Here is a 24,450-nt window from a genome sequence, read left to right as displayed (position 1 = left end):
TCGGCTTCTAGCCGGCCTTTTTTCATTTCAAGCCCAGGAAGCAAAGCGCCTGCGCGCTTTGCGCGAGGACTCGAAAGGCTGCGCTTGCAAGCGCAGCCGGGGTCGCGCATGTGTGACCGAGTCCTCTCCTGGGCACCATCTGTTTTTTGAAAAGGTCGGCTTCCAGCCGGCCTTTTTTCATTCTCAGCGCCAGGAAACAGGCGCCCGGCTTACTCGCCGATGAACTTGCGCAACAGCCGGGTCAGCTCGTCGAACTCGGACTTCGAAAATTTCCGCAAGCGGGCATTGAGCACCTTCGGCGCAATCTCCGGAATCTGCGCGGCAACCGCCTGCCCCGCTTCGGTCAGCGCGAGGTTCACCACCCGCCGATCGCTCACGCTGCGCGAACGCTCGACGAGCCCCTTGTCCTCCAGCTTGTCGAGCACGCGCGTCATCAGCCCGGTGTCGACGCCGAGCAGCTTCGACAATTCGAACGGCGTCGCCGCGCTGCCGGTCCGCAGGGACAGCAGGATGCCCATCTGCTGCGCCGTGATATCGAGATCCTTCAACGCCGCATCCATCTCGGACGTGATCAGGTTGCGCGCTTTCACGAGCACAAACCCCACGCTTTCGGTGTGCAGGAAATTCTTCGGCGTGTAGTGTTCCATCGTGCTCGCTGAGTCGCATATTGTTGACCCACACAATAATTGCGACATCACGATTTTTCAAGACACGCGGCACCCCGCATACGCCCCGCCCGCGCTAGCTCAGTGCCCGCCGGCCGCCGCGGCTCCGGCTGCCACCCCCTTGCCCGGCTTCGTCACCCAGACCAACGGGATGATCAGCACGAAAATCACCGACGACAGCCAGAAAACGTCGTTCAGCCCCAGCATCGTCGCCTGCGCATTCAACGTCGTCTCGAGGAACGTCAGTGCCTTCGGCGCACCGGCATCGAGCGCGCTCTGCACGCCGGCAACCGCGCTCGCGAAGATCGGATTGTTCACACTGCCCTGCTCGGCGAGTTGCGCGTGATGCAGGATCGTGCGGTCGTTCCAGGCGGTGCTCGCGAGCGACGTGCCGACCGCACCCATGAAGACGCGCGCGAAATTGGACAGGCCGGCCGCCGCCGGGATGCGCTCGGGCGGCAGCCCCGACAGGATGATCGACGTGAGCGGCGTCATGAAGAACGCCGTCGGAATGCCCTGCAGCAGCGTGGGCACCACGAGCGTCCATGTATCGACGCCCGTCGTATAGCGCGAGCGCATGAAAAACACGCCGGCAAACCCGAGAAACGCCAACGTGACGAGCACACGCATGTCCGATTTCGGCATCACCTTGCCGACCATCGGCGCGAGGATCACCGCGAAGATACCGAGCGGCGCGGTGACGAGGCCCGCATTGACCACCGGATAACCGAGCGAGCCCTGTATCCATTGCGGCAGGATCACGAGGTTGGCGAAAAATACCGCGAACGCAATCGAAATCGCCACCGTTCCGCCGAGGAAATTTCGTTGTGCAAACAGCCTGAGATCGACGATCGGACGCGCCTCGGTCAACTCCCAGATCAGGAAGAACACGAAGCCGACCACCGCCACGATGGTCAGGATCCAGATCGTCGACGAATTGAACCAGTCGAGATCCTTGCCCTTGTCGAGCATGACCTGTAGCGCGGCGACCCACACGACCAGCACGATCAGCCCGACCTTGTCGATCGGCAGCTTGCGGGCCGGCGTTTCCTGGTTGCGATAGAGCGCCCAGATCACGGCTGCCGCGAACAACCCCACGGGCACGTTGATGTAGAAGATCCACGACCAGCTGTAGTTGTCCGTAATCCAGCCGCCGAGCGCGGGGCCGGCAATCGGCCCGACGGTCGCCGTCATCCCCCACACGGACAGCGCGCTCGAACTCTTCTCCTTCGGGAACGAAGCCAGCAGCAACGCCTGCGACAACGGCACGAGCGGCCCGGCCACGGCACCCTGAACGATCCGGGCGGCGAGGAGCACGGTCAGGTTGGGCGCGAGCCCGCACGCAGCTGACGACAGCACGAACAGCAGGATCGCGCAGACGAACAGCCTGACCTGCCCGACCCGCTGCGTCAGCCAGCCGGTCAGCGGGATCGACACCGCGTTGGCCGCCGAGAACAGCGTGATGACCCACGTGCCCTCGTCGATGGACACGCCCAGATTGCCGGAAATGGTTGGAATCGCGACGTTGGCGATCGACGAATCGAGAACGTTCATGAACGTGGCGAGCGCCACTGCCAGCGTTCCCAGCATAAAGCGGGCGCCGGTCAGGGGCGCCGGCGTACCCGGACTTTCGGACGGCTTCATCGGATGTCCTTCTGATCGGGCGCCACGCGAACAGCCCCGGCGCCGAGCAAAATTAACTGACAAGTCAGATAAATGATTGAAAAAAAGCGATCGACGTGCCGCGCGGGTGTTGCTCACGCTTACGCCAATCGCTGACTTCGATATTTCTGCGATGACTATATTTGACTATGCAATCAAATGCAACCGGAAGGCATCGATCGACCGCACATGCATGGACGCGCCGCGATCACGCGCGGCCCCACCCTTATGCCCGCCAGCAGGATCGATAGCAGAATTTATCGGTTATCGTCCGCTCGCCCTGTTGGTACGTTAGCCGGCTCGCTTCAATGCAACGAACCAGACAAGGAGCACGATCCATGACGCCGATGAACCGCCGCGCATTCGCGCGCGCGATGCTGGCCGCAGGCCTCGCTGCCGCCGGCGTCCGAGTGCGCGCCGAGAACGCACCCGATGTGCTGCGCATCGGCTACCAGAAGTCGTCGACACTCATCACGCTGCTCAAGACGCGCGGCGCGCTCGAGCAGGCGCTGGCGCCGCTCGGCTTGCGCGTGTCGTGGCATGAATTCGCGAGCGGATTGCCGCTGACCGAAGCGCTCAACATCGGCGCCGTCGATTTCAGCGCCGACGTGGCCGATACGGTCCCGGTCTTCGCACAAGCGGCCCATGCGCGTTTCGTGTACGTCGCACAGGAAGCGCCTTCGCCGAAAGCGCAGGCGATCATCGTCAAGCAGGACAGCACACTGCGTACGCTCGCCGATCTCAAGGGCAGGCGCATTGCGGTCACGAAGGCGGCCGGCAGCCATTACCTGTTGCTTGCCGCACTCGCACGCGCGAAGCTCGGGCCGGCCGATGCGACGATCCACTACCTGACGCCCGCGGACGGCCGCGCGGCGTTCGAGCGTGGCAGCGTGGACGCATGGATCACGTGGGATCCCTATGTCGCATCGGTCGACCGCAATCCCGACGTACGGATTCTCGCCGACGGCAACGGACTCGCGTCATACCAGCGCTACTACCTTGCGTCGACCAGCTTCGCCACTGCGCGGCCCGACGTCGTCCAGATCCTGTTCGACCAGTTGTCGCAGGCCGGCACGTGGCTGCGCGACCACCCGCAGGACGCAGCGAATACGCTTGCGCCGATCTGGGGGCTCGACGCGGCAACGATCGCACGCGCGAACGCGCGGCGCAGTTATCTCGTTCGCGCCGTGGTCGCGCAAAACTTCGGCGAACAGCAGAAGATCGCCGACACGTTCCTCGCGGCCGGACTGCTGCCGGCGCGAGTCGACACGAGTCAGGCGCAGCGCTGGAACTTCGACGCGAAACGCGCGATTCCGGTCGGCGCGTGAGAATCCGTCGCACGAGGGGCAATATTTTTATCGCTTTGAATGAAATTGTGTTGACAGGCTGCGCCGACACGCTAGAATAGCGGTCTTCGCATCGCAGCAAGCGAAACGTGCCCAGGTGGCGGAATTGGTAGACGCACTAGGTTCAGGTCCTAGCGGTGGCAACATCGTGGAGGTTCGAGTCCTCTCCTGGGCACCATCTGTTTTCTAAAAAGGTCGGCTTCTAGCCGACCTTTTTTCATTTCAAGCCCTGGAAGCAATGCGCTTGCTTGCTCCGAGCGGGGCGTCGAAGGGCTGCACTTGCAAGCGCGACCCGGGTTACACATGTGCGACCCAGCCCCTCCCGCCTGACCTTCCACTTCCTAAAAAAGCTCGTTCCAGTCGGCCCGCCTGCATTCCCGGCATCCGGAAGCGATCAGCCCGCGCGCATCCGCCCATCACAAGTTCGATGATGCACGTCGGTCGACCGCCGCGATGTTTGCGCACCTCGCTCGATGCCCAAACAAATCCGTCAAATTATTTTCGTTCGCGACCTCAAATCCTGTTGACAGCCGCCAAAGACGCGCTATAATTTCGCTTCTTTGCAGCAAGCAGCTACTGCAAAACGTGCCCAGGTGGCGGAATTGGTAGACGCACTAGGTTCAGGTCCTAGCGGTGGCAACATCGTGGAGGTTCGAGTCCTCTCCTGGGCACCATCTGTTTTTTGAAAAGGTCGGCTTCTAGCCGGCTTTTTTCATTTCCGGCTCCGGAAAAACCTCCCCCTCATCTTCGCGAGCAGACCCAGCCGCTTCGATTTGCGCCGCCAGCGCAAGCAAACCGCGACGGCAGGCTGCGAATCCGGCGACAACCCACTACCCCGGGTTCATGCCACCGCCCACGCCACCTTCCGCCTGAATGACCGGGCTTCCGCGATCCATCCTCGATTCCGGATGCCCCGCACTACCATCCCCGCTCCCACCTCAAACCGGGATTTCCCTAGGCTGACATGTCGGCGTTCACGCGGTTAAATAAATCAACGTGATTTATTTAATGCGCCGCTGCACGGCGCGCCATGGAAGGAGACGCCATGAGAAGCCCGCACTTCGGCCAGGGCAGCAATTCGGCCAACGTGCGCCGTTACAACGAGCGCCTGCTGCTGAAGACGCTGCGCCGCGCAGGCAGCGCGTCAAAGGCCGACCTCGCCCGCCTCGCGAACATGACGGGCACGGCGGTCGGCAGCATCATCACATCGCTCGCCGACGCGAAGCTGATCGAATTCGCGGGCCGCACCGAAGGCCAGCGCGGTCAGCCGGCTTCGCTGATTCGCCTCGACCCGCGCGGCGCGTTCGGCATCGGCGTCCATCTCGACCGCATGCGCATCGAAACGGCGCTCGTCAACTTCGCGGGCGACGTGCTCGGCCGCCGCTCGCACGACACGCTGCTGCCCCCGCCCGCCGACGTGCTCGAGATCGTCCGCCACGACATCGAAGCGATGCAGGCCCTGCTTCCCGACCACGAGCGCGCCCGCCTGACCGGCGTCGGCGTCGCGCAGCCCTACAACCTCGGCGCGTGGATGCGCGAACTCGGTCTCGCACCCGACACGTTCCGCGCGTGGGAAGACGTCGATTTCGCAAGCGACCTCGGTCGCATGCTGTCGCTTCCGGTATTCGGCGAAAACGACGGCAACGCGGCCGCGATCGCCGAGCTCTTCTACGGATACGGCCGGCAGTGCGACGACTTCGTCTATCTGTTCATCGGGCCGGCGATCGGCGGCGGCATCGCGATCGACGGCGACTGCCTGCGCGGCGTGACCGGCAACGCGGGCGACATCGCCGTGATTCCCGTGCAGCCGAGCCGGCTCGCTTCCGCGCCGCCGCCGCGTGGCCCGTGGGACATCCTGCTCGCGCGCGCGTCGCTGCATGCGCTCGTGCGCCATCTGCGCCATCACGGCGAGACGGTCGACAACCGGGCCGATCTCGAAGCCTGCATCGCTCGCGGCCTGCCCGCCGTCGACGAATGGATCGACGATTGCGTCGACGCGCTCGCACCTGCGTTGCGCGCGGTGCTGTGTGTGGTCGATGCGCCGGTGGTCGTGCTCGACGCCGATACCGACGCAGGCCTGCTCGACGCGGTGACAACGCGCCTGCGTGCCGCGCTCGTGGCCACCGCGCCCGAAGCGCGCGGCACGCCGGTGCTCGTACGCGGCACGTTCGGCGCCGACGCCGGCGCGATCGGCGCAGCCACGCTGCCGATGTATTTCAACTTCTCCCCGCGGGCCGGCATCCTCAAGGGCGCCCGCACCGACTCGCAGGAGGTCAACCATGTCGCGATCTGAGTCGCCCCGTCCGCTGCTCGAGATGCGCGGGATCAGCAAGACGTTCCCGGCCGTGCACGCGCTCGACAACGTGAGCCTGACCGTCTATCCCGGCGAGATCCACTCGCTGATGGGCGAAAACGGCGCGGGCAAATCGACGCTGATGAAAATCCTGTCGGGCGCATACCGCGCCGACGCCGGCGGCGAGATCCTGATCGACGGCGAACGCATCGACATCGACGGCCCGCTTGCCGCGCGCGATGCGGGCGTCGCGGTGATCTACCAGGAGCTGTGCCTGTCCCCGAACCTGAGCGTCGCGGAAAACATCTACATCGGCCGCGAATTGCGGCGCGGCAACCGGCGCTGGGGCACGATCGACCGCGCGGCAATGGCACGCGGCTGCGAGGACGTGCTCGCGCGCCTGGGCGCATCGTTCGGGCCCGACACGCTCGTCGGCACGCTGTCGATCGCAGAACAGCAGCTCGTCGAGATCGCGCGCGCCGTGCACACCCGCGCACGCATCCTCGTGATGGACGAGCCGACCACGCCGCTGTCGTCGCGCGAGACCGAACACCTGTTCCGCCTGATCCGCCAGTTGCGCGAGGAAGGTCTCGCGATCATCTACATCAGCCACCGGATGGCGGAGATCTACGAATTGTCCGATCGTGTGTCGGTGCTGCGCGACGGCACGTATGTCGGCACGCTCGAGCGCGCCTCGCTGTCGGCCGAGCGTCTTGTCGCGATGATGGTCGGCCGCGACATCTCCGGCTTTTACAAGAAGGAACACGCGCCGTACGACCCCGGCCACCTGCTGCTGTCGGTACGCGACATCGCCGACGGCGCGCGCGTGCGCGGCTGCAGCCTCGACCTGCACGCCGGCGAAGTGCTCGGCATCGCGGGGCTCGTCGGCGCAGGCCGCACCGAGCTCGCGCGGCTGATCTTCGGCGCGGAACCGCGCGTGCGCGGCAACGTGAAGGTGGGCGAACGCACGTTCGGCGCGCACTCGCCGCGCGACGCGATCGACGCCGGCCTCGTCTACCTGACCGAAGACCGCAAGCGCCAGGGCCTGTTCCTCGACATGAGCGTACGCGACAACATCAACATCTCGGTCTGCAACCGCGATGCGCGGCTCGGTGCGCTCGACCTCGCGCGCGGCGCCGAACGTGCACGCGACGCGATTGCATCGCTGTCGATCCGCGTCCCCCACGCGAACGTCAACGTCGGCGCGCTGTCAGGCGGCAACCAGCAGAAAGTGCTGCTGTCGCGCCTGCTCGAGACGAAGCCGCGCGTGCTGATCCTCGACGAACCGACGCGCGGCGTCGATATCGGCGCGAAATCCGAGATCTACCGGATCATCAACGAACTGGCCCGCGCCGGCGTGGGTGTGATCGTGATCTCGAGCGAACTACCGGAGATCATCGGCGTCGCCGACCGGGTGCTCGTGATGCGCGAAGGCGAGATCGCGGGCGAACTCGGCGGCCACACGCATACGCCCATCACGCAGGAAGCCATCATCGCGCTCGCCACCGGCTCGCAGGCCGAACTCGCCGACGCGCACTGAGCCCGCCCTTTCAGTTCACTCTTACATTCAGGTTACCGACATGATCAACCCGACCAAGCAGCGGAACCTCGCTTCCGCGACGGCCCATCCGGTGGGCAACCGTACGCCGCTGTTGCGCGGCGCCGATCACCGCGCCCGCATGCAGTCGCTGATCCGCACCGCCGGCATGCTGCCGGTGCTGCTGGTTCTGTGCATCGGCTTCGGCTTCCTGACCGACGGCTTCTTCACGCTGCAGAACCTGTCGATCGTCACGCAGCAGGCGTCGATCAACATCGTGCTCGCCGCCGGCATGACCTTCGTGATCCTGACGGGCGGCATCGACCTGTCGGTCGGCTCGGTGCTCGCCGCCGCGGCCGTCGCGGCGCTGCTCGCGTCGACCATTCCGGGCTGGGGCTGGCTCGGCGTACCGTTCGCGCTCGTCGTCGGCCTCGTGTTCGGCGCGATCAACGGCGGCCTGATCTCGTTCCTGCGCCTGCCGCCGTTCATCGTCACGCTCGGCGCGATGACGGCCGTGCGCGGCGTCGCGCGCCTGATCGGCAACGACACGACCGTGTTCAATCCGCAGTTGCCGTTCGCGTTCATCGGCAACGGCACGATCCTCGGTGTGCCCTGGCTCGTCGTCATCGCGTGCGCGGTCATCGCGATCTCGTGGTTCATCCTGCGCCGCACCGTGCTCGGGATGCGCATCTATTCGGTGGGCGGCAATCCGGAAGCCGCGCGCCTGTCGGGCATCAACGTGCGGGCGATCCAGATGTTCGTCTATGCGGCGTCGGGCCTGCTCGCCGGGCTCGGCGCGGTGATGTCGGCCGCGCGGCTTTATGCGGCGAACGGCCTGCAGCTCGGCCAGTCGTACGAACTCGACGCGATCGCCGCGGTGATCCTCGGCGGCACGAGCTTCGTCGGCGGCGTCGGCTCGATCGTCGGCACACTGATCGGTGCGCTGATCATCGCGGTACTGACGAACGGCCTCGTCCTGCTCGGCGTGTCCGACATCTGGCAGTACATCATCAAGGGCCTCGTGATCATCGGCGCCGTTGCGCTCGATCGCTATCGCCAGCGCGACTCGGCGCGCACCTGACCCTTCCCGTCGATTCAACCTTGCGGCGCAGGCCGGCTCGCCTGCGCCCGTTCACCAACAAACCTCTCGGAGACACAACGACATGCTCAAGCACAAAGCCGCCCTGACCGCCGTCGCCTGCGCACTCGCCTTCGCCGCTTCCGCCGCACACGCGGCCGACAAGCCGCTCAAATCGATCGGCGTCACGGTCGGGTCGCTCGGCAATCCGTACTTCGTCACGATCGTCAAGGGTGCCGAAGCACGCGCCAGGCAGCTCAATCCGAATGCGAAGGTCACGGCCGTCTCGGCCGACTACGACCTGAACAAGCAGTTCACGCAGATCGACAACTTCATCTCCGCGCACGTCGACATGATCCTGCTCAACGCGACCGATCCGAAGGCGATCGAGCCGGCGGTGAAGAAAGCGCAGGCGGCCGGCATCACGGTCGTCGCGGTCGACGTCGCCGCGGCGGGCGCAAACGCGACCGTGCAGACCAACAACGTGAAGGCCGGCGAACTCGCGTGCGACTACATCGCGAAGAAACTCAACGGCAAGGGCAACGTGATCATCGAGAACGGCCCGCAGGTATCGGCCGTGATCGATCGCGTCAACGGCTGCAAGGCCGTGCTCGCGAAAAACGCCGGCATCAAGGTGCTGTCGAGCGACCAGGACGGCAAGGGTTCGCGCGAAGGCGGGATGAATGCGATGCAAGGCTACCTGACGCGCTTTCCGAAGCTCGACGCGGTGTTCACGATCAACGACCCGCAGGCGATCGGCAGCGACCTCGCCGCGAAGCAGCTGAACCGTCCGGGCATCGTGATCACGTCGGTCGACGGCGCCCCCGACATCGAGGTCGCGCTCAAGTCCAACACGCTCGTGCAGGCGTCGTCGAGCCAGGATCCCTGGGCCATGGCGCAGCAGGCGGTCAACGTCGGCTACGGGATCATGAACGGCCAGAAGCCGGCCAATCCAATGATCCTGATCGAGCCGACGCTCATCACGCGCGACAACGTGAAGACCTACAAGGGCTGGAGCTCGCCGCGCTGATCGCGCCGCCTGTCCGCCCACGCAACCGGGCGGTGCCGGGCCGTGTCGCCATGCGCGACGGCCCCGCACCGCCCGCCTTTTCGGATCAACCGCTGTACGGCCGTGCGCAACGCCACGGCACAAGGTTTCGACATGACGACGACGTTCCCCCGCCTGATCGTATTCGGCGAAGCGCTGACCGATTTCATCCGCGACGACGCGCAGCACTGGCACAGCATCGCCGGCGGCTCATGCTGGAACGTCGCGCGCGTCGGCGCGCGACTCGGCGTGCCGACGGCCTTCGCCGGCACAGTCAGCCGTGACATCTTCGGCGACGAACTGATGCGCAAGAGTGCCGACGCCGGGCTCGACCCGCGCTTCATCCGGCAGGTCGATCGCGCGCCGCTGCTCGCGATGGTCGTGTCGAAGCAGCCGCCCCACTATTTCTTCATCGGCGAGAACAGCGCCGATTTCGCGTTCGATCCGGCGGACCTGCCCGCCGGTGCGCTCGATGCGGCCGAGATCGTGCACGTCGGCTCGCTCGGCGTCGTACGCGAGCCGCTCGCGGCGCGCCTGATCGAAGTCGCGCAGGCCGCGCGAACGGCCGGCAAGCGAATCTCGTTCGACCCGAACTTCCGTGCGCCGATGGCCGCGCCGTCGTACCGCGACACGCTGCGCCGGCTTGCCGGGCTCGCCGACTGGATCAAGGTGTCCGACGAGGATTTGCGCGGGCTGTTTCCCGAACTCGATGAAGCCGCCGCGCTCGCGCAACTGCGCACGTGGGCGCCCGACGCAACGATGCTCGTCACGCGCGGCGCATCGGGCATGCAGCTCCTGCATCGCGACACCGTGCTGTTCCAGCCCGCGTTCCCGACCGAAGTGGCCGACACCGTCGGCTGCGGCGACGCGAGCATCGGCGGCTGGCTCGCGAGCCAGCTGGCGCGTCCCGACGCGTCAGCCGCCGAGCATCTGCGCTACGCGGCCGCGTGCGCGGCGGTCGCCTGTGCACATGCAGGCGCCTATGCGCCGACGGCGGCCGAGGTGACCGACATGATCGACCGCACTACCGACACTGCAGTTTCGCAATAGCACGTACCGGCGCACCGCACCGTCACGCGGCGGTCGTTCCGCCGCTGCCATCCGGCGGCGTCCCGGCCTGCAGCAGCTGCAGGCTCTCGTCGACGCTCAGTTCGGACATCGCATCGTCGTGAAGCGTATCGTCGGCCGCGCGGCGCAATGCATGCAGCGTGTGCACCTTGAGCCGCACGAGCGCGAGCCGCAACCCGCGCGCCGCGCATTCGGCCGCAAAGGTGCGCAACGATTCGATCGTCGTGCCGTCGACATCCGGCGTTTCCTCGAGGCTCAGCATCACGGTATGCGTGTCCGGCGCGGCCTTCATCAACGCACGCACACGGTTCAACATCCGGTCCGCATTCGCGAAGAACAGCTGCGCCTCGGGCCGCACGATCAGCACGCCCGGCACCGGCTTCGCGTCGGCGTGGCTCGCGACGTCGACGAAATCATGGCTGTCGCGCAGCCTGCCGAGCACGCTGACGTTCGGCTCGGACAACTTGCGCAGCGTCAGCAGCAGGCTCACGCCGATGGCCGCGAGCAGCCCGTGCAGCACACCGAGCACGAGCACCGCGAGCAGCGCGGCGATCACGACGAGCCGGTCGCGATGCCAGGCCCAGTACGGCCGGAACACCGACGGATGCAGCGAGTGGCTGACCGCGAAGATCACGATCGCCGCGAGCACGGGCTCCGGCGTGCGCGCGAGCTGCGGCAGCAGCAGCCACACGATCAGCGCGACCACGCCCGCCGCCCACAGGCCCGCGAAGCGCGACTGCGCGCCGGCCGCTTCGTTCGCCGAGGTCGCCGAATACCCGGCGCCGACCGGCATCCCGTGCAGCAGACCGGACACGAGATTCGCACAGCCGAGCGCGACGAGGTCGCGGTTCGGCGACACGCTGTCGCCATGCTTCAGCGCGAAGTTGCGGATCGATCCGTACGATTCCGCATACAGGATCAGCATCAGCGCGAACGCAAGCTCGACGGTCTGCATCCATGCGTTGCGGTCGAGGGTCGGCAGGCCGAACTCGATATGCCGGAAGTCGATGTGGCCGACGATCGCAATGCCGTATCGCTGCCAGTCGACCGCATAACCGGCCGCGATCGACAGCACGATCACGACGAGCGTCGCGGGCACCCGCGTGCTCCGTCCGAGTGCGAACAGCAACGCCAGCGCGGTCGCACCGAGCACGACGCTCGCGAGATTCGCGTGCGGCGCACCGCTGATCAGGTCGAGCGCGACATGCGGCGCATCGCTGTGCTGCACGGAAATCGCGAGAATCTTCGGCAACTGCTTGATGACGATCGTCAGCGCGAGGCCGAACGTGAAGCCGCGCAGGACCGGCCGCGCGACGAAATCCGACATGCCGCCGAGCCGCGCGGCACCCGCCAGGATGAACAGCACGCCCGTCATCGCGACGAGCGCCGCCGCCAGCGCGAGCTGCGCGGCAAGCGCCATTCCCGACTCCGCGAGCACGGTCGCCGCGAGCACGGCAGCCGACGATGACGTCGACGACACGATCGCGAAACGGCTGCTGCCGGTGAGCGCATAGACGACGAGCCCCGACAGCAACGCGATGAGACCGGCCTGCGGCGGCAGGTTGGCCAGCCCCGCGTACGCGACCGCCTCGGGGATCAGCAAGCCCGCGATCGACAGGCCGGCCAGCGCGTCGAGGCCGATGCGCCGCGTCGGCGGCGGCGAGGCCGCGTCGAGCGCGGAGAAATGCTCGGCATGCTGCGGGCCGGCATCGGGGCGGATCGGGGCAGTCGTCATGAGGTGCTCAGGGCCTGACGGCGATGACGCCCGACCAGCCGGGCAGATAGCGTGCATCCTGCTCGTGTGCGCGATGCAGCGCGATATCGAGCGCCTTCGCGAAGTTCTTGCGGATCTGGTCGAGCGACACGTGCTGGCGCAGGTAGTCGGCCCACAGGAATTCGCTGAACGGCGTCGCGTCCTTCGCATAGCCGCCGGCGGTGCGCAGCTCGCCGGCGAGGCTGCGGTACGGATCGTCCACGAGCCCCGTCAGCACCTTCGGCAGATTCGCGTAGTCGCGGCGCGTGCCGTCCGCGCCGAACGGATGCACCCACTGGTTGTGTTCCATCATCCGCCAGAAGATCGTGTCGTCGAGCCACGACAGGTCCTTCAGCAGCATCGCGTTCACGCGCGCCTCGCCTTCCTCGATCAGTGCGAGGCCGAGATGATGATGATCGGTGATGTAGTGCAGCCCGCCCGGGCCGAGCACGGCCGGGAACCAGTGCGATTCGATCGCGGTCTTGCGCGCGCGCTTGCTGAGCCCCTTCCAGTGCTTGCGCTTCGCCTTGACTTCGCGATAGCCGACCGTCATCTGCGTGGGACGCAGTTCTTCCAGCTTGACGGGAATCAGGTGAACATCGGTGCCGAGTGCCATGGTCGTACCCCATGTTGCGAAATTCCGGCAACGATACTCCTGAACGCACGAGCCGTTAATACGTCATGACCTCGATACGCATCCGGTTGACGATCCACGACAACTGCCCGTGTACGCGCGCGCCGCGCTACACGCGCAGGTCGTTGCGTTCGAGACGATGTCGAATGTAGGGAATGCCATCGTGCACGACGCTCACCCGGCGCATCCCGAGCTTGCGCGCGACGTTCAACGAGCCGCCGTTGGCCTCCGCGATATCGGCGATCACGCGCGGCAGGCGCACGGTGTCGAAGGCGTGGCGCACGACGGCCGACGCGGCCTCGCTCGCGATGCCGCGCCCCCATGTTGCACGCACCAGCCGCCAGCCGATCTCGACGTCGCGCGCGCCATCCGCATAGTCCGGAATCAGCAGGATCCAGCCGATGAACGCATCGGGCGCGGCCTTCTCGAAGATCGACCAGTAGCCGAGGCCCGGCGGATAGTCGCGCGTGATCCGGTGCGTGACGAAGCGCCGATGCTCGACGGGATCGTGCCACGGGCCCGCGATGTGCCGCGTGACCTCGGGATCGCGATCCATCGCGATGCAGGCGTCGAGATCGGCCAATACGCGCGGACGCAGCCACAGCCGCGCAGTTTCGAGCACGGGCAGCGTGGCGGCGGAAGGTTCAGTCATCTGGACTCCTGATTCGGTGACGATGCTCACCGGACGCATTACAAAACAGATACAAACAGCCTTCCGGAATGATACAGATGCCTGCCGCCGGTTTCGCGCAGCGCCGTTGCCGAATCCGAAACAGTTCATTTCCTAGGGATTATTCCCGATTCGGCGTTATCGCGCCCCACATCGCCAAGCGCCGCGGCCTACACTCGATCCATGCCCCCGCACCGCGCGCAAGCCGGGCCGGCATCCGCATGCACATCGTAAGCGCGCAAGCCAACGAGGAGACTTCGGACATGAGCTGGACCCGCGAACAACGCAACGTGACGATCGCCGCCTACCTGGGCTGGACACTCGATGCGTTCGATTTCTTCCTGATGGTCTTCGTACTGAAGGACATCGCCGCCGAATTCGGATCGACGATTCCCGCCGTCGCGTTCGCGCTCACGCTGACACTCGCGATGCGTCCGCTTGGCGCGCTGATCTTCGGCCGGCTCGCCGACCGCTTCGGCCGCCGCCCGACGCTGATGGTCAACATCGCGTGCTACTCGCTGCTCGAACTCGCATCGGGTTTCGCGCCGAGCCTGACCGCGCTGCTCGTGCTGCGCGCGCTGTTCGGCGTCGCGATGGGCGGCGAATGGGGGGTCGGCTCCGCGCTGACGATGGAAACCGTGCCGACCCATGCACGCGGCTTCGTGTCGGGGCTGCTGCAGGCCGGCTATCCGAGCGGCTACCTGCTCGCGTCCGTCGTGTTCGGCCTGTTCTACCAGTACATCGGCTGGCGCGGGATGTTCATGGTCGGCGTGCTGCCCGCGCTGCTCGTGCTGTACGTGCGCGCCCACGTGCCCGAATCGCCGGCGTGGAAGCAGATGGAGAAACGCCCGCGCCCGAGCCTCGGGGCCACGCTGCAGCAGAACTGGAAGCTCACGATCTACGCGATCGTGCTGATGACCGCGTTCAACTTCTTCTCGCACGGCACGCAGGATCTCTATCCGACGTTCCTGCGCGAACAGCATCATTTCGATCCGCATACCGTGTCGTGGATCACGATCGTGCTGAACATCGGCGCCATCGTCGGCGGCCTGTCGTTCGGCTCGATCTCGGAGCGGATCGGCCGGCGTCGTGCCATCTTCATCGCTGCGTTGATCGCCCTGCCCGTGCTGCCGCTGTGGGCGTTCTCGAGCGGCCCGGTCGCCCTCGCCGCGGGGGCGTTCCTGATGCAGATCTCGGTGCAGGGTGCGTGGGGCGTGATCCCGGTTCACCTGAACGAGATCTCGCCCGACGAGATCCGCGCGACCTTCCCCGGCGTCGTCTACCAGCTCGGCAACCTGCTCGCGTCGGGCAACGCGACGATGCAGGCCTCGCTCGCCGTTTCGCACAACAACAACTACAGCTTCGCGCTCGCGCTCGTGGCCGGCATCGTCGCCGTCGTGATCGCCGTGCTGATCCTGTTCAGCCGCGAGCGGCGCGGCATCGACATGACGCAATCGGTCAATACGCGTAGCACGGTCGCCTGATTCCGCGCATTGCCGCATTGCACCATCGCGCGTGCCCCGCCCTGTCGAAGGCGCGCGCGATACTTTCCGCATTCGCACATCGAACTAGAGGAATTTGTCCAGATTCCCCGCTTGCCCGCTCCGCTCGCCCTTTTTTATCTTAATAAAAACGACTGTTTGAATCAGATAATCAAATCACCAGTTCGCGGCCGGGCGACCGGCATGGGAGGCGGGACATGGCAGTAAGTCAGGAGGGGCGGCCATCCGCGGGACGGCCGTCCGGGGCACGGTCATCCGGCACTCGGCAGACCGGCGGGACGAAGGCGCGCATCCTCGATGCGGCCGAGGACCTGTTCATCGAGCATGGCTTCGAGGCGATGTCGATGCGCCAGATCACCTCGCGCGCGGCGGTCAACCTCGCCGCGGTCAACTACCACTTCGGCAGCAAGGAAGCGCTGATCCACGCGATGCTGTCGCGCCGGCTCGACCAGCTCAACCAGGAACGCCTCGGTATCCTCGACCGCTTCGATGCGCAACTCGGCACGCACATCACCTGCGAGCACGTGCTCGGCGCGATGTTCATTCCCGCGCTGAAGGCATCGCGCAATCCCGAACGCGGCGGGCCCGGGTTCCTGCGGCTGATCGGCCGCGCATACACCGATCCGTCGCCGTTCGTGCGCAACTTCCTGACCGCGCACTACGCAAGCGTCGCGGGCCGCTTCTTCGACGCATTCCAGCGCGCGTTGCCGCACCTGCCGCGCACGGAGCTCGGCTGGCGGCTGCACTTCGCGATCGGTGCACTCTCCGGCGCGCTCGCCGGCGCCGAAACGGAAAGCCTGATCGACGAGTTCTCGCAAGGCCGCACGATGAACGACGTGCAGATGATCGCGCGGCTGTCGTCGCTGATCGTCGCCGCGCTGAAAGCGCCGATGCCCGACAGCGCGCAACTGTCGATCTTCGCGGCCGTGCTCGACGATGCAGGCGCAAGCGAAGCGTTCGGGCTGCCGTCGTCGGGCGCGGCCACCGCCGATACGGCGACGCTGCATTCCACGAACTGAGCGCGCGAGGCCGCGCGCGGCTTCCTGTTCACGATTTGATTGAAACGCGCGGTCATGCGGAGCGCCGAGGCGCCCCGCCGATCGACCGTGCGGCACGGGGCACGGGCCGGCGCTGAAGCGCCGGCCTTCGCCGAGAGCAAAGACCGGAGACATGTCATGTCATCTTCCGCAGCAACCGCAGCGGCCCAGGTTCCGCCGAACACCGACGGCATCTGGTACGCGTCATATCCGCCCGGCGTCCCGCACGACATCGACGTCACGCAATACGCATCGCTCGTGCAGTTCTTCGACGAATGCACGAGCCGCTTCGCCGAGCGCGTCGCCTATGTGAGCGCGGGCGCATCGATGACCTATCGCACGCTCGCGCAGAAAGTCGACGCGTTCGCATCGTATCTGCAAAGCCTCGGCGTCAAACCCGGCGACCGCGTCGCGATCATGCTGCCGAACACGTTCCAGTACCCGGTCGCGCTGTTCGGCACGCTGAAAGCCGGTGCGATCGTCGTCAACGTCAATCCGCTCTATACCGCGCGCGAACTCGCGCACCAGCTGAAGGACAGCGGCGCGCAGACGATCGTCGTGTTCGAGAATTTCGCGCGCACGCTGCAGGATGCGCTGCCGGAAACGCAGGTGAAGAACATCGTCGTCACCGCGCTCGGCGACCTCCTCGCCGACGGCTTCAATGCGAAAGGACGCCTGATCAATTTCGTGCTGAAGCACGTGAAGAAGCTCGTGCCGGCCTACCACCTGCCGCAGGCCATCCGGTTGCGCTCCGCCCTCGCGCTCGGTGAGCGAAGCAAGCCGCAACCCGTGCAGACGACGCGCGACGACCTCGCATTCCTGCAATACACGGGCGGCACGACGGGCGTCGCGAAAGGCGCGATGCTCACGCACGGCAACCTGATCGCGAACCTGCTGCAGGCGAAGGCCTGGATCGCCGACCAGGTATCGGGCGACGTCGAAACCGTGCTCACGCCGCTGCCGCTGTATCACATCTATTCGCTGACGGTGAACGCATTCATCTTCATGGGGCTCGGCGGGCGCAACATCCTGATCGCGAACCCGCGCGACATGACGATGGTGATGAAGATCATCCGCAACGAGACGTTCACCGGGATCACCGGCATCAACACGCTGTACAACGCATTCCTCGACAACGAGGAATTCCGCAAGCGCGATTTCTCGAAGCTGAAGCTCGCGATGGCGGGCGGGATGGCGATGCAGCGTGCGGTCGCGGAACGCTTCCAGCAGGTGACGGGCCGGCCGGTCGTCGAAGGCTACGGCCTGACCGAATGCTCGCCGATCGTCACGATGAACCCCGTCAACCTGAACGACATGGCCGCGTTCAGCGGTTCGATCGGTCTGCCCGCGCCGTCCACCGTTGTGCGCTTTCGCCGTGAGGACGGCACCTGGGCGCCCGTCGGCGAGCCGGGCGAGCTGTGCGTGCGCGGCCCGCAGGTGATGCGCGGCTACTGGCAGCGCCCCGACGAGACGGCCAAGGTGATCGACGCCGACGGCTGGCTCGGTACCGGCGACATCGGCGTGATGGACGAACGCGGCTTCATCCGCCTGATCGACCGCAAGAAGGACATGATCCTCGTGTCGGGCTTCAACGTGTACCCGAACGAGATCGAGGAAGTGCTGGTGATGCATCCGGGCATCAGCGAAGCCGCGGCGATCGGCATTCCGGACGAGGTACAGGGCGAACGGATCAAGGTGTTCGTCGTGCGCCGCGACCCGTCGCTGACGACCGACGATGTGCTCGCGCACTGCCGCAAGAACCTCACCGGCTACAAGATGCCGAAATTCGTCGAGTTCCGCGACGCGCTGCCGCAGACGAACGTCGGCAAGATCCTGCGCCGCGCGCTGCGCGACGAAGAACTCGCCAAAATCAAGGCCGCGAAGCAAGGTTGAACGATCCGTCGCCCAGGGAGACGCCGTCGATGAACGAAGGAAAGAAGCACCACGCGCGGCATGCCGCCGCCGTGGCAGTCGCCTGCCTGCTGTCGCTCGGACAAGCGGGCCTGCATGCACAGGAAACGGCCGACGCCGCAAGCGCGGCCGCGGGCGTCGCGCTGCCGGCGGACCTCGCGAAAGTCGCCCGCGAGCCGGTCGCACAGCAGGCGCGCTGGCTGCGCACGGCCGCACAGCGCGGCACGCTCGCGCAACTCGACGACGCGACGCTCACGGCGCTCTTCAAGGCACTCGATCCGCTCGCCGTGCCGCTCTATATCCGTAACGGCCCCAACGGCTATCCGTCGTACCAGTTCACGATGGTGCGTCAGGAGCGCATCAGCGGAAAGTGGTCCGATACGCCCGACCGCATGCTCGTGAAGACCACCCGCGAGCCGCTGCGCGTCTATGCGAAATGGCTGCCGGGCGGTGCGCATGCCGGACAGGAGACCATCTACGACACGACGCAGCGCAAGGACGAGATGTACGGGCACCTCGGCAGCCTGCTCGGCAAGATTCCGCTGTGGACGGCACTCGACGGCGCACTCGCACGCGCGCAGTCGAATCACCAGGTGAAGGATCTCGGTACCGAGTTCATCACGAACCTGTACCTGACCGAAGGGAAGAAATACGTGGAAGCCGGCGTGCAGCGGCCGACCGATGTGGAAGCCAGGACGATCGGCGGCGTGCGCGTGGTCGCGCTCACCTACGAAACACCGACCGGCCGACCGCAGTTCTACGCGAAGAAGGAAGTCCTCGGGCTCGATCTGCACGCGCCCTATTTCCGGACCGTCGAGTCCTATGACAACGACGGCAAGATCTTCGAGCGGATCGTCATCGAGAAAATCGCGCCGGCGACGCTAGACGACACCGCATTCGACCCGAAAAACCCCGACTACGCGTTCTGATGCGCGCCGGCGGGGCTGGCCTCGGGCTCAATCGTCATCGTCGTCGCCGTGGTGCCGGTGCCAATGCTTGTAATAGTGCTTGCGCCACTTGCGATAGCGATCGTCGTCCTCGTCGCCGTAGTAGCCGTATCCATAGCCCGGATAGGCGACGACTGCCGGCTGCGGCGCCACATAGACCGGCGCCGGCTCGACATAGACCGGCGCGACCGGTACGCCGATGCCGACCGACAGGTCGACATGCCCCGCCATCGCACTGCCGGAAGCCAGCAACGCCACGACCCCGACCCACCCTGCCCATCGTCTCTTGTCCATGTTCTGAATCCCTGATATACCGGCCCGCCCGGCTCGCGCAGCTAATGTACGCGTCGGGCGGGAACCAAGGTGATACGGCGCTGCGAGAGTCGTAACGCGGCGTAACGAAATGGCATTGACCGTTCGGCCGAATCGCGAAAATGCGCTGGAACGTCTATAGTGGGTTACGGTTCGACACAATCACGACTGCGCGTTTCCCGATTGAACAGGGTAGAATCCCGCCAAACACCTTGTGGACGCACACGCCACACACACGCACAACATATTCTCTGACGCAGGCTCCTGCCGCACCTCAATGGCCAATCCCGCAGAATCCCATCCGCAAAACGACTTCATCAATTCGGCGCGCAAGGAACGTAAGCGTGTTGAAATCTATCTCGTCAACGGCATTCGTCTGACGGGGTGTATCGAGTCGTTCGACCAGTACCTGGTGATGCTGCGCACCCCCGTGGGTCTGCAAGGCATCTACAAGCGCGCGATTTCCACGATCCAGCTCGACACGGGCGGCTCGCGCCCGGGCGGCAGCGGCGGCCCCCGCGGGCCGCGCACCGGCGGGCGCCCGGGCGGCCGTGAAGGCGGCGGTCACAGCCCGTACGGCTCGCACGGCGGCCCGCGTGAATCGCGCGGCGACGGCGGCGGCTACGGCTCCCGCGAACCGCGTGAAGGCTATGGCTCGCGCGAACCGCGCGAGGGTTACGGCTCGCGTGAGCCGCGTGAGGGCTACGGCGCCCCGCGCGAACCCCGTGAACCGCGCGAAAGCTACGGCGCACCGCGCGATGCCGGCGACGCATCCGGCAACGCTTCGCCGTCGGATTCCCGCGGCGGCAACGGTCCGGTGATCGTGACGCGCCGCCGGCGAATCGTGCCGGACGGCCAGTAAAACAAAAGGGCAAGCCAACCGGCTTGCCCTTTTTACTTGTGCGGCCGGCGCGGCATGTCGCCGCACCGCTGCCGGGTTCAGCGTGCCGTCGTCGGCAAACCGGCGTCGGCCTCCCGCTGCAACGAACGCACCTGCTGCTGCAACGCCCGCAGTTGCGACTGAAGCTCGGCCTGCTGCGCCTGCAATGCGGCCGTCTCGTTACGTACGCTCTTCTGACGATCCGCGACTGCCGCCTGCTGCTGGCGTGCGATCGAGATATCCGCCTGCAGACGCCGCGCGCGATCCTGCGTGACCTCGATCTGCTTGTCCATCTGCGCCTTCTGCGATTCCAGCTTCGCTGCCCGCAGTTCGTTTACGGCCAGCCGCTCCGCCTGGTGCGAGAAATCGCGGTAGATCGCTTCCGCACGCGATTCGTCGTAAGTCTTGATCACGCGCCAGAACGCCTTCTGCTGGAACAGCGCGACGAAATACGCACCGTCCTTTACGTTGAACAGCAGGCTCGCACCGTAGCTGCCGTTGTAGCTCGTGCGCATTTCCGTCAGCGAGTGCGCCTGGATCTGGCGCTGCAGGTCGTCGACCGTGCTCGGCCCCGTCGACTCACCTGCCTGCGGCTGCACCGACGTCTGGACCTGCGGATCGACCACCGGAATCGCGGCCACCGGCGCCGACGCCTGCTGTACTGCCGGCGACCCGCTGTCCGCCAGGCTCTGCGCATACGCGCCCTGCATGCCTCCCACCACGGCGAGCAACACGCACGCCTTTCCCAACCCCGTCATATGGCTCATGAAGTTCTATTCCCGCCCGTGTCGTTGTAATTCAGCGCGATTTTATCTCATTAATTACTCACTTTCGCGGGTCTCGGGCTCCTCGTCAAAGATCTGATATTTGCGCATTTTTTCCCACAATACCTTGCGGCTGATACCGAGCTGCTGCGCCGTATCCTGACGCCGCCAGCCGTTGGCGTCGAGCGCCGCAATCACGCGGTTGCGCTCGTTCATGTCCCACTTGCTGCGATCGACGAAGACCTCGGCCGCGCTCTCCGCCGGTACCGGCTGCGCCGAACTGCGCGCATGCGCGATCAACCGCTGCAACCGCGCGGCATCCCACCCGCCCGTCTGCCGCACCGTCACACCGACGCGCTCGGCGAGGTTGCGCAGTTCGCGCACGTTGCCGGGGAAATAGCTGTCCGCGACAGAGTCCGTCAGCCAGTACGGCAGATCGGACAACTGCGCGAGCCGTGCCTCGCCGACGACCTGTGCGACGAACGACTTGAACAGCGCGATCTTGTCGACGGCGCCGCGCTCTTCCAGCGACGGAATGCTCAGCTCGATCACCGCGAGCCGGTAGTAGAGATCGGCGCGGAACAGGCCATCCTTCACGAGTTGCGGCAGCTTCTTGTTGCTCGCCGCGACCAGGCGGAAATCGACCTTGACCGGCGACGTTGCGCCGACGCGCAGCACCGCGCCGTCCTCGAGCACGCGCAGCAGCTTGACCTGCTGGTACAGCGGCAGATCGCCGACTTCGTCGAGGAACAGCGTGCCGCCGGCCGCCTGTTCGAAATAGCCTTTATGCGCAACAACCGCGCCCGTGAACGATCCTTTCGCGTGACCGAAGAACAGCGATTCGAACAGGCCGTCGGGAATCGCACCGCAGTTCACCGGCACGAATTCGCCGTGCCGGTAGCGCGAATGCTTTTCGTGCAGCAGTTGCGCGATGCGCTCCTTGCCGACGCCGGTTTCTCCGTGCAGCAGCACGTTGGTGTCGCAGTCGGCGAATGTATCGACTTCGTGCAGCAGTGCCTGCATCGATTCCGAGTGCGCGACGAGCTCGGTCGGATGCGACGTTTCGGCCGTATGCGCCCGCAGCTGCGTGACGAGCTTGCCGATCATGCCGCGCAGCTCGGCGCACGTGAAATCGAGCGGCAGGATGTGCGAATACTCGGGCGGATACTGCGAAGCGTCGTGATCGCGCGCCGCGCCGACCCAGACGACCGGCATGCCGATATTGGCCTGCCAGTCGCGCAGGAACGCTGCGCCGATTTCGATCATCGTCACGCTGATGATCGCCAGTGACGGCCGCAATGCGGCGCGCTCGGGCGAGATCTCCGCGTTGTCGGCGCGGATCACTTCGACGTCGAAGCTCGCCATGCACCGGGCGACGCGGTCGACAATGTCCGCCTTGCCTTCCCAGACGTACAGGTCGAGCTCTTCGATTGCGGGCGTGGTTCTCATCGGATGGTCTTGCTTCTCTAATTGCTGACTGTTTGCGCGCCGCCGCAGGTCAGCGACATCTGATGCACCGTGGCGGCGCCAAGCTGGACGCCGAGCAGGTCCAGCAGCGGATCGATGATACCGTCGAGCGCGGTCAACAGCGGGCTCAGAACGGTGGTCAGGACCGACAACAGCGACGAAATGAAATCCGGCGTGATCGTGACCGAGATGAGCCCGAACAGCAGACTCACGGTCGGCGTGATCTGCGCGTTTTTCAGGCCCGCCAGCGCATTGTTCACCGCCGAACCCAGCGCATTCGTGTTGGTCGTCCAGTAGTACGACGGATCGCTGCCACCGCGTCCGTAGAACGTATTGGTTGCCGGATTACCGGCAAGATCCACCGACACGTTGGAAACAGTCGCGGACACCTCGACTGCACCAGCCAAAACCAGGACGTCAAGCACCTTGGCTGGCGACGTGCAGCTATAGTTTGCCGGCAGGTTCAGCAGATTGCCGGACGTGAGCGGCGGCTGGCCGATGCAGAGATTGGCAACGCTCGGTTGCGCGGAAATCGTCGCGGAATTAGGGGACGTCAGGCAGTTGGTCGACAACAACGTCGCGCTTCCGGCGCCCAGCTGCACGTAGAGCGGCAGATAGACGTTCGCGGAAACCACGACCGGCAGCGGGTTCACGCCCAGGTTGACGACGAGATACAGGCCGACCTGCGCATTCGTCGCGACCGTCCGCCACGCGCCGTTTTTATCCTTCCCGCCTTCGCCGACCGCGATGGTCGGTGGGCTGATGACCTGCGCCTGCAGTTGGACGATTGATACCGAGCTGCCGTTCGGCAACGTCAGCGGCACATTGGCGCCGATCACCACGCCGGGCTTGCCGGCCTGTGAGATCTGGGCCATCGCCATCACGAGATCGAGCACGTTAACGGTCGCGTCTGCCGCCGCCTGCGTGTTCGCGAGCCCCAGCGTCAACAGCGACGTGGCGCCCTGTCCGGTCAGGCTCGCGACCTTGATCGCCGTGTTGCTGAGCAGGTTCAGGCCGAGCAGGTTGGTCAGTGCACCGGTTGCGCTTGTCTGCAGCGTCGTACCCAGCGTGGTCGACTTGTTGACGGCCGCCACCATCGCGTTGAGCAAGGTGCCGACCGACGCGTTGGCATTGACGAGCCCGCCGATCGTCCCGTTGCCGACCGACAGCGACTGCAGCGCGACGGCGATGTCGCCGAGCTTGACGTTCGCACAGGCGAGCCCCTGGTACGACACGAGATTGAGGTTCAGCGGCGTGCCGCTCTGCCCCTGCAGCAACGAGCCCAGCAACGCGTTCACCAGGCCGGGGTTCCCGCTTGGCACGCCCGAGCAGCCGACGCCGCCCACCGCGGCCAGCGTCGCGCCGATAGAAAAGGTATCGATGTTGGTCGCCTTCGCGGTCGACGTTGCAGTCACCGTACGTGTCGGCCCGAAGAAGAAATACGGCAGCGTCTTGGAGACCGTCACGCGCACCGCGTTCAACTGCGTCGCGAGCGGCACCGTCGATTTCGACGAATAGAAGGAACTCGCCGTTCCGGTCGCCGACGGTGCCCAGTAACCGCATTCGGCCGACAGCGACGTGGTGCCGCTGCCGTCAATCGTGAAGCCGTTTGTCGACGCGTTGCTCGTGGCCGCGGAGGTCACGTTCGCACATGTATCGTCGAGCTTCTGAACCGCAGCGAGTGCAGCAAGATCGGCCACGCGCTGCATGTCACGGCGCGTGAAAAAGACGTTGCCGATGTCGATCGAACCGAGAATCACCATCGACAGCAGTATCCACACGGCCGCCGTGACGACGACCGAACCCCGCTGCCGCCGCGGCGACGCGCGACCTGGTCCGGCCATCCGACTCGATGCATGTCGAGCAGTGCTCATCG

At 65.7% G+C, this 24,450-nt stretch carries 20 protein-coding genes and 2 tRNA genes; 13 read left to right on the top strand and 9 right to left on the bottom strand.

Annotated features, from left to right (window positions below; genetic code table 11):
- Positions 1–209 precede the first annotated feature (209 nt).
- Together APZ15_RS11580 and APZ15_RS11575 are read right to left on the bottom strand one after the other, a co-directional pair.
- Complete coding sequence (locus tag APZ15_RS11580) at positions 210–647, bottom strand: MarR family winged helix-turn-helix transcriptional regulator (protein ID WP_027787644.1); 438 nt, start codon at positions 645–647, stop codon at positions 210–212.
- Positions 648–746: 99 nt separating this feature from the next.
- Positions 747–2,309 (bottom strand): DHA2 family efflux MFS transporter permease subunit, encoded by a 1,563-nt coding sequence (locus tag APZ15_RS11575; protein WP_027787645.1) that lies wholly within the window; start codon positions 2,307–2,309, stop codon positions 747–749.
- 356 nt (positions 2,310–2,665) lie between these two features.
- Here APZ15_RS11575 and APZ15_RS11570 point away from each other — a divergent pair, with 356 nt between their 5' ends.
- The 8 genes from APZ15_RS11570 (at position 2,666) to APZ15_RS11535 (ending at position 10,679) form a co-directional block, all read left to right on the top strand.
- Positions 2,666–3,655 carry an aliphatic sulfonate ABC transporter substrate-binding protein gene (locus APZ15_RS11570; protein ID WP_027787646.1) on the top strand — a complete coding sequence of 330 codons (990 nt, stop codon included), beginning with the start codon at positions 2,666–2,668 and terminating at the stop codon, positions 3,653–3,655.
- Positions 3,656–3,764: 109 nt separating this feature from the next.
- Positions 3,765–3,851, top strand: a tRNA-Leu gene (locus tag APZ15_RS11565).
- 409 nt (positions 3,852–4,260) lie between these two features.
- A tRNA-Leu gene (locus APZ15_RS11560) sits at positions 4,261–4,347 on the top strand.
- A 371-nt stretch (positions 4,348–4,718) separates the two neighbouring features.
- Positions 4,719–5,966, top strand: a complete 1,248-nt coding sequence (locus APZ15_RS11555; RefSeq protein WP_027787647.1) for an ROK family protein — start codon at positions 4,719–4,721, stop codon at positions 5,964–5,966.
- A complete protein-coding gene (locus tag APZ15_RS11550) occupies positions 5,953–7,506 on the top strand; it encodes a sugar ABC transporter ATP-binding protein (RefSeq protein WP_027787648.1) in 1,554 nt (517 codons plus the stop codon). Before APZ15_RS11555 ends, APZ15_RS11550 begins: the two co-directional genes overlap by 14 nt.
- 40 nt (positions 7,507–7,546) lie before the next feature.
- On the top strand, positions 7,547–8,584 hold the full coding sequence (locus APZ15_RS11545; protein WP_021161550.1) for an ABC transporter permease subunit: 1,038 nt from the start codon (positions 7,547–7,549) through the stop codon (positions 8,582–8,584).
- Between the two features lie 82 nt (positions 8,585–8,666).
- On the top strand, positions 8,667–9,611 hold the full coding sequence (locus APZ15_RS11540; protein ID WP_027787649.1) for an ABC transporter substrate-binding protein: 945 nt from the start codon (positions 8,667–8,669) through the stop codon (positions 9,609–9,611).
- 132 nt (positions 9,612–9,743) lie between these two features.
- Positions 9,744–10,679 (top strand): carbohydrate kinase family protein, encoded by a 936-nt coding sequence (locus tag APZ15_RS11535; RefSeq protein WP_027787650.1) that lies wholly within the window; start codon positions 9,744–9,746, stop codon positions 10,677–10,679.
- A 22-nt stretch (positions 10,680–10,701) separates the two neighbouring features.
- Here APZ15_RS11535 and APZ15_RS11530 read toward each other — a convergent pair whose 3' ends face one another.
- The 3 genes from APZ15_RS11530 to APZ15_RS11520 all read right to left on the bottom strand — a co-directional run bounded on the left by APZ15_RS11530 (position 10,702) and on the right by APZ15_RS11520 (position 13,736).
- Positions 10,702–12,432: a SulP family inorganic anion transporter gene (locus APZ15_RS11530; RefSeq protein WP_027787651.1), complete on the bottom strand. Its 1,731-nt coding sequence runs from the start codon at positions 12,430–12,432 to the stop codon at positions 10,702–10,704.
- 7 nt (positions 12,433–12,439) lie between these two features.
- Positions 12,440–13,066, bottom strand: coding sequence for a ParB-like protein (locus tag APZ15_RS11525; RefSeq protein WP_027787652.1), 627 nt, complete (start codon positions 13,064–13,066; stop codon positions 12,440–12,442).
- Positions 13,067–13,193: 127 nt separating this feature from the next.
- A complete protein-coding gene (locus APZ15_RS11520; RefSeq protein ID WP_027787653.1) occupies positions 13,194–13,736 on the bottom strand; it encodes a GNAT family N-acetyltransferase in 543 nt (180 codons plus the stop codon).
- A 281-nt stretch (positions 13,737–14,017) separates the two neighbouring features.
- Here APZ15_RS11520 and APZ15_RS11515 point away from each other — a divergent pair, with 281 nt between their 5' ends.
- The 4 genes from APZ15_RS11515 to APZ15_RS11500 all read left to right on the top strand — a co-directional run bounded on the left by APZ15_RS11515 (position 14,018) and on the right by APZ15_RS11500 (position 19,133).
- Positions 14,018–15,238, top strand: a complete 1,221-nt coding sequence (locus APZ15_RS11515) for an MFS transporter (protein WP_027787654.1) — start codon at positions 14,018–14,020, stop codon at positions 15,236–15,238.
- A gap of 215 nt (positions 15,239–15,453) precedes the next feature.
- The gene (locus tag APZ15_RS11510) at positions 15,454–16,275 is read left to right on the top strand and encodes a TetR/AcrR family transcriptional regulator (RefSeq protein ID WP_027787655.1); all 822 of its coding nucleotides are present in this window, start codon (positions 15,454–15,456) and stop codon (positions 16,273–16,275) included.
- A gap of 156 nt (positions 16,276–16,431) precedes the next feature.
- Complete coding sequence (locus APZ15_RS11505) at positions 16,432–18,186, top strand: AMP-binding protein (RefSeq protein ID WP_027787656.1); 1,755 nt, start codon at positions 16,432–16,434, stop codon at positions 18,184–18,186.
- A gap of 29 nt (positions 18,187–18,215) precedes the next feature.
- Positions 18,216–19,133: a DUF1571 domain-containing protein gene (locus APZ15_RS11500; RefSeq protein ID WP_027787657.1), complete on the top strand. Its 918-nt coding sequence runs from the start codon at positions 18,216–18,218 to the stop codon at positions 19,131–19,133.
- 27 nt (positions 19,134–19,160) lie between these two features.
- Here APZ15_RS11500 and APZ15_RS11495 read toward each other — a convergent pair whose 3' ends face one another.
- Complete coding sequence (locus APZ15_RS11495; RefSeq protein WP_027787658.1) at positions 19,161–19,445, bottom strand: hypothetical protein; 285 nt, start codon at positions 19,443–19,445, stop codon at positions 19,161–19,163.
- Positions 19,446–19,740: 295 nt separating this feature from the next.
- On the opposite strand from APZ15_RS11495, the gene hfq reads away from it, so the two are divergent.
- Positions 19,741–20,325 (top strand): RNA chaperone Hfq, encoded by a 585-nt coding sequence (gene hfq / locus APZ15_RS11490; protein WP_027787659.1) that lies wholly within the window; start codon positions 19,741–19,743, stop codon positions 20,323–20,325.
- A 77-nt stretch (positions 20,326–20,402) separates the two neighbouring features.
- Here the strand turns inward: hfq and APZ15_RS11485 are convergent, their stop codons facing one another.
- From APZ15_RS11485 to APZ15_RS11475, 3 genes are read right to left on the bottom strand one after another with little or no spacing between them, the layout of a single operon-like run.
- Positions 20,403–21,110: a DUF2968 domain-containing protein gene (locus tag APZ15_RS11485; RefSeq protein WP_027787660.1), complete on the bottom strand. Its 708-nt coding sequence runs from the start codon at positions 21,108–21,110 to the stop codon at positions 20,403–20,405.
- Positions 21,111–21,164: 54 nt separating this feature from the next.
- A complete protein-coding gene (locus tag APZ15_RS11480) occupies positions 21,165–22,556 on the bottom strand; it encodes a sigma 54-interacting transcriptional regulator (RefSeq protein ID WP_027787661.1) in 1,392 nt (463 codons plus the stop codon).
- Positions 22,557–22,573: 17 nt separating this feature from the next.
- Positions 22,574–24,448, bottom strand: coding sequence for a TadG family pilus assembly protein (locus APZ15_RS11475; RefSeq protein ID WP_027787662.1), 1,875 nt, complete (start codon positions 24,446–24,448; stop codon positions 22,574–22,576).
- Between the last annotated feature and the right edge of the window lie 2 nt (positions 24,449–24,450).

It is taken from the genome of Burkholderia cepacia ATCC 25416 (genome assembly GCF_001411495.1).
GTDB classification, from domain to species: domain Bacteria; phylum Pseudomonadota; class Gammaproteobacteria; order Burkholderiales; family Burkholderiaceae; genus Burkholderia; species Burkholderia cepacia.
This window is presented reverse-complemented; position numbering and strand designations above follow the sequence as displayed.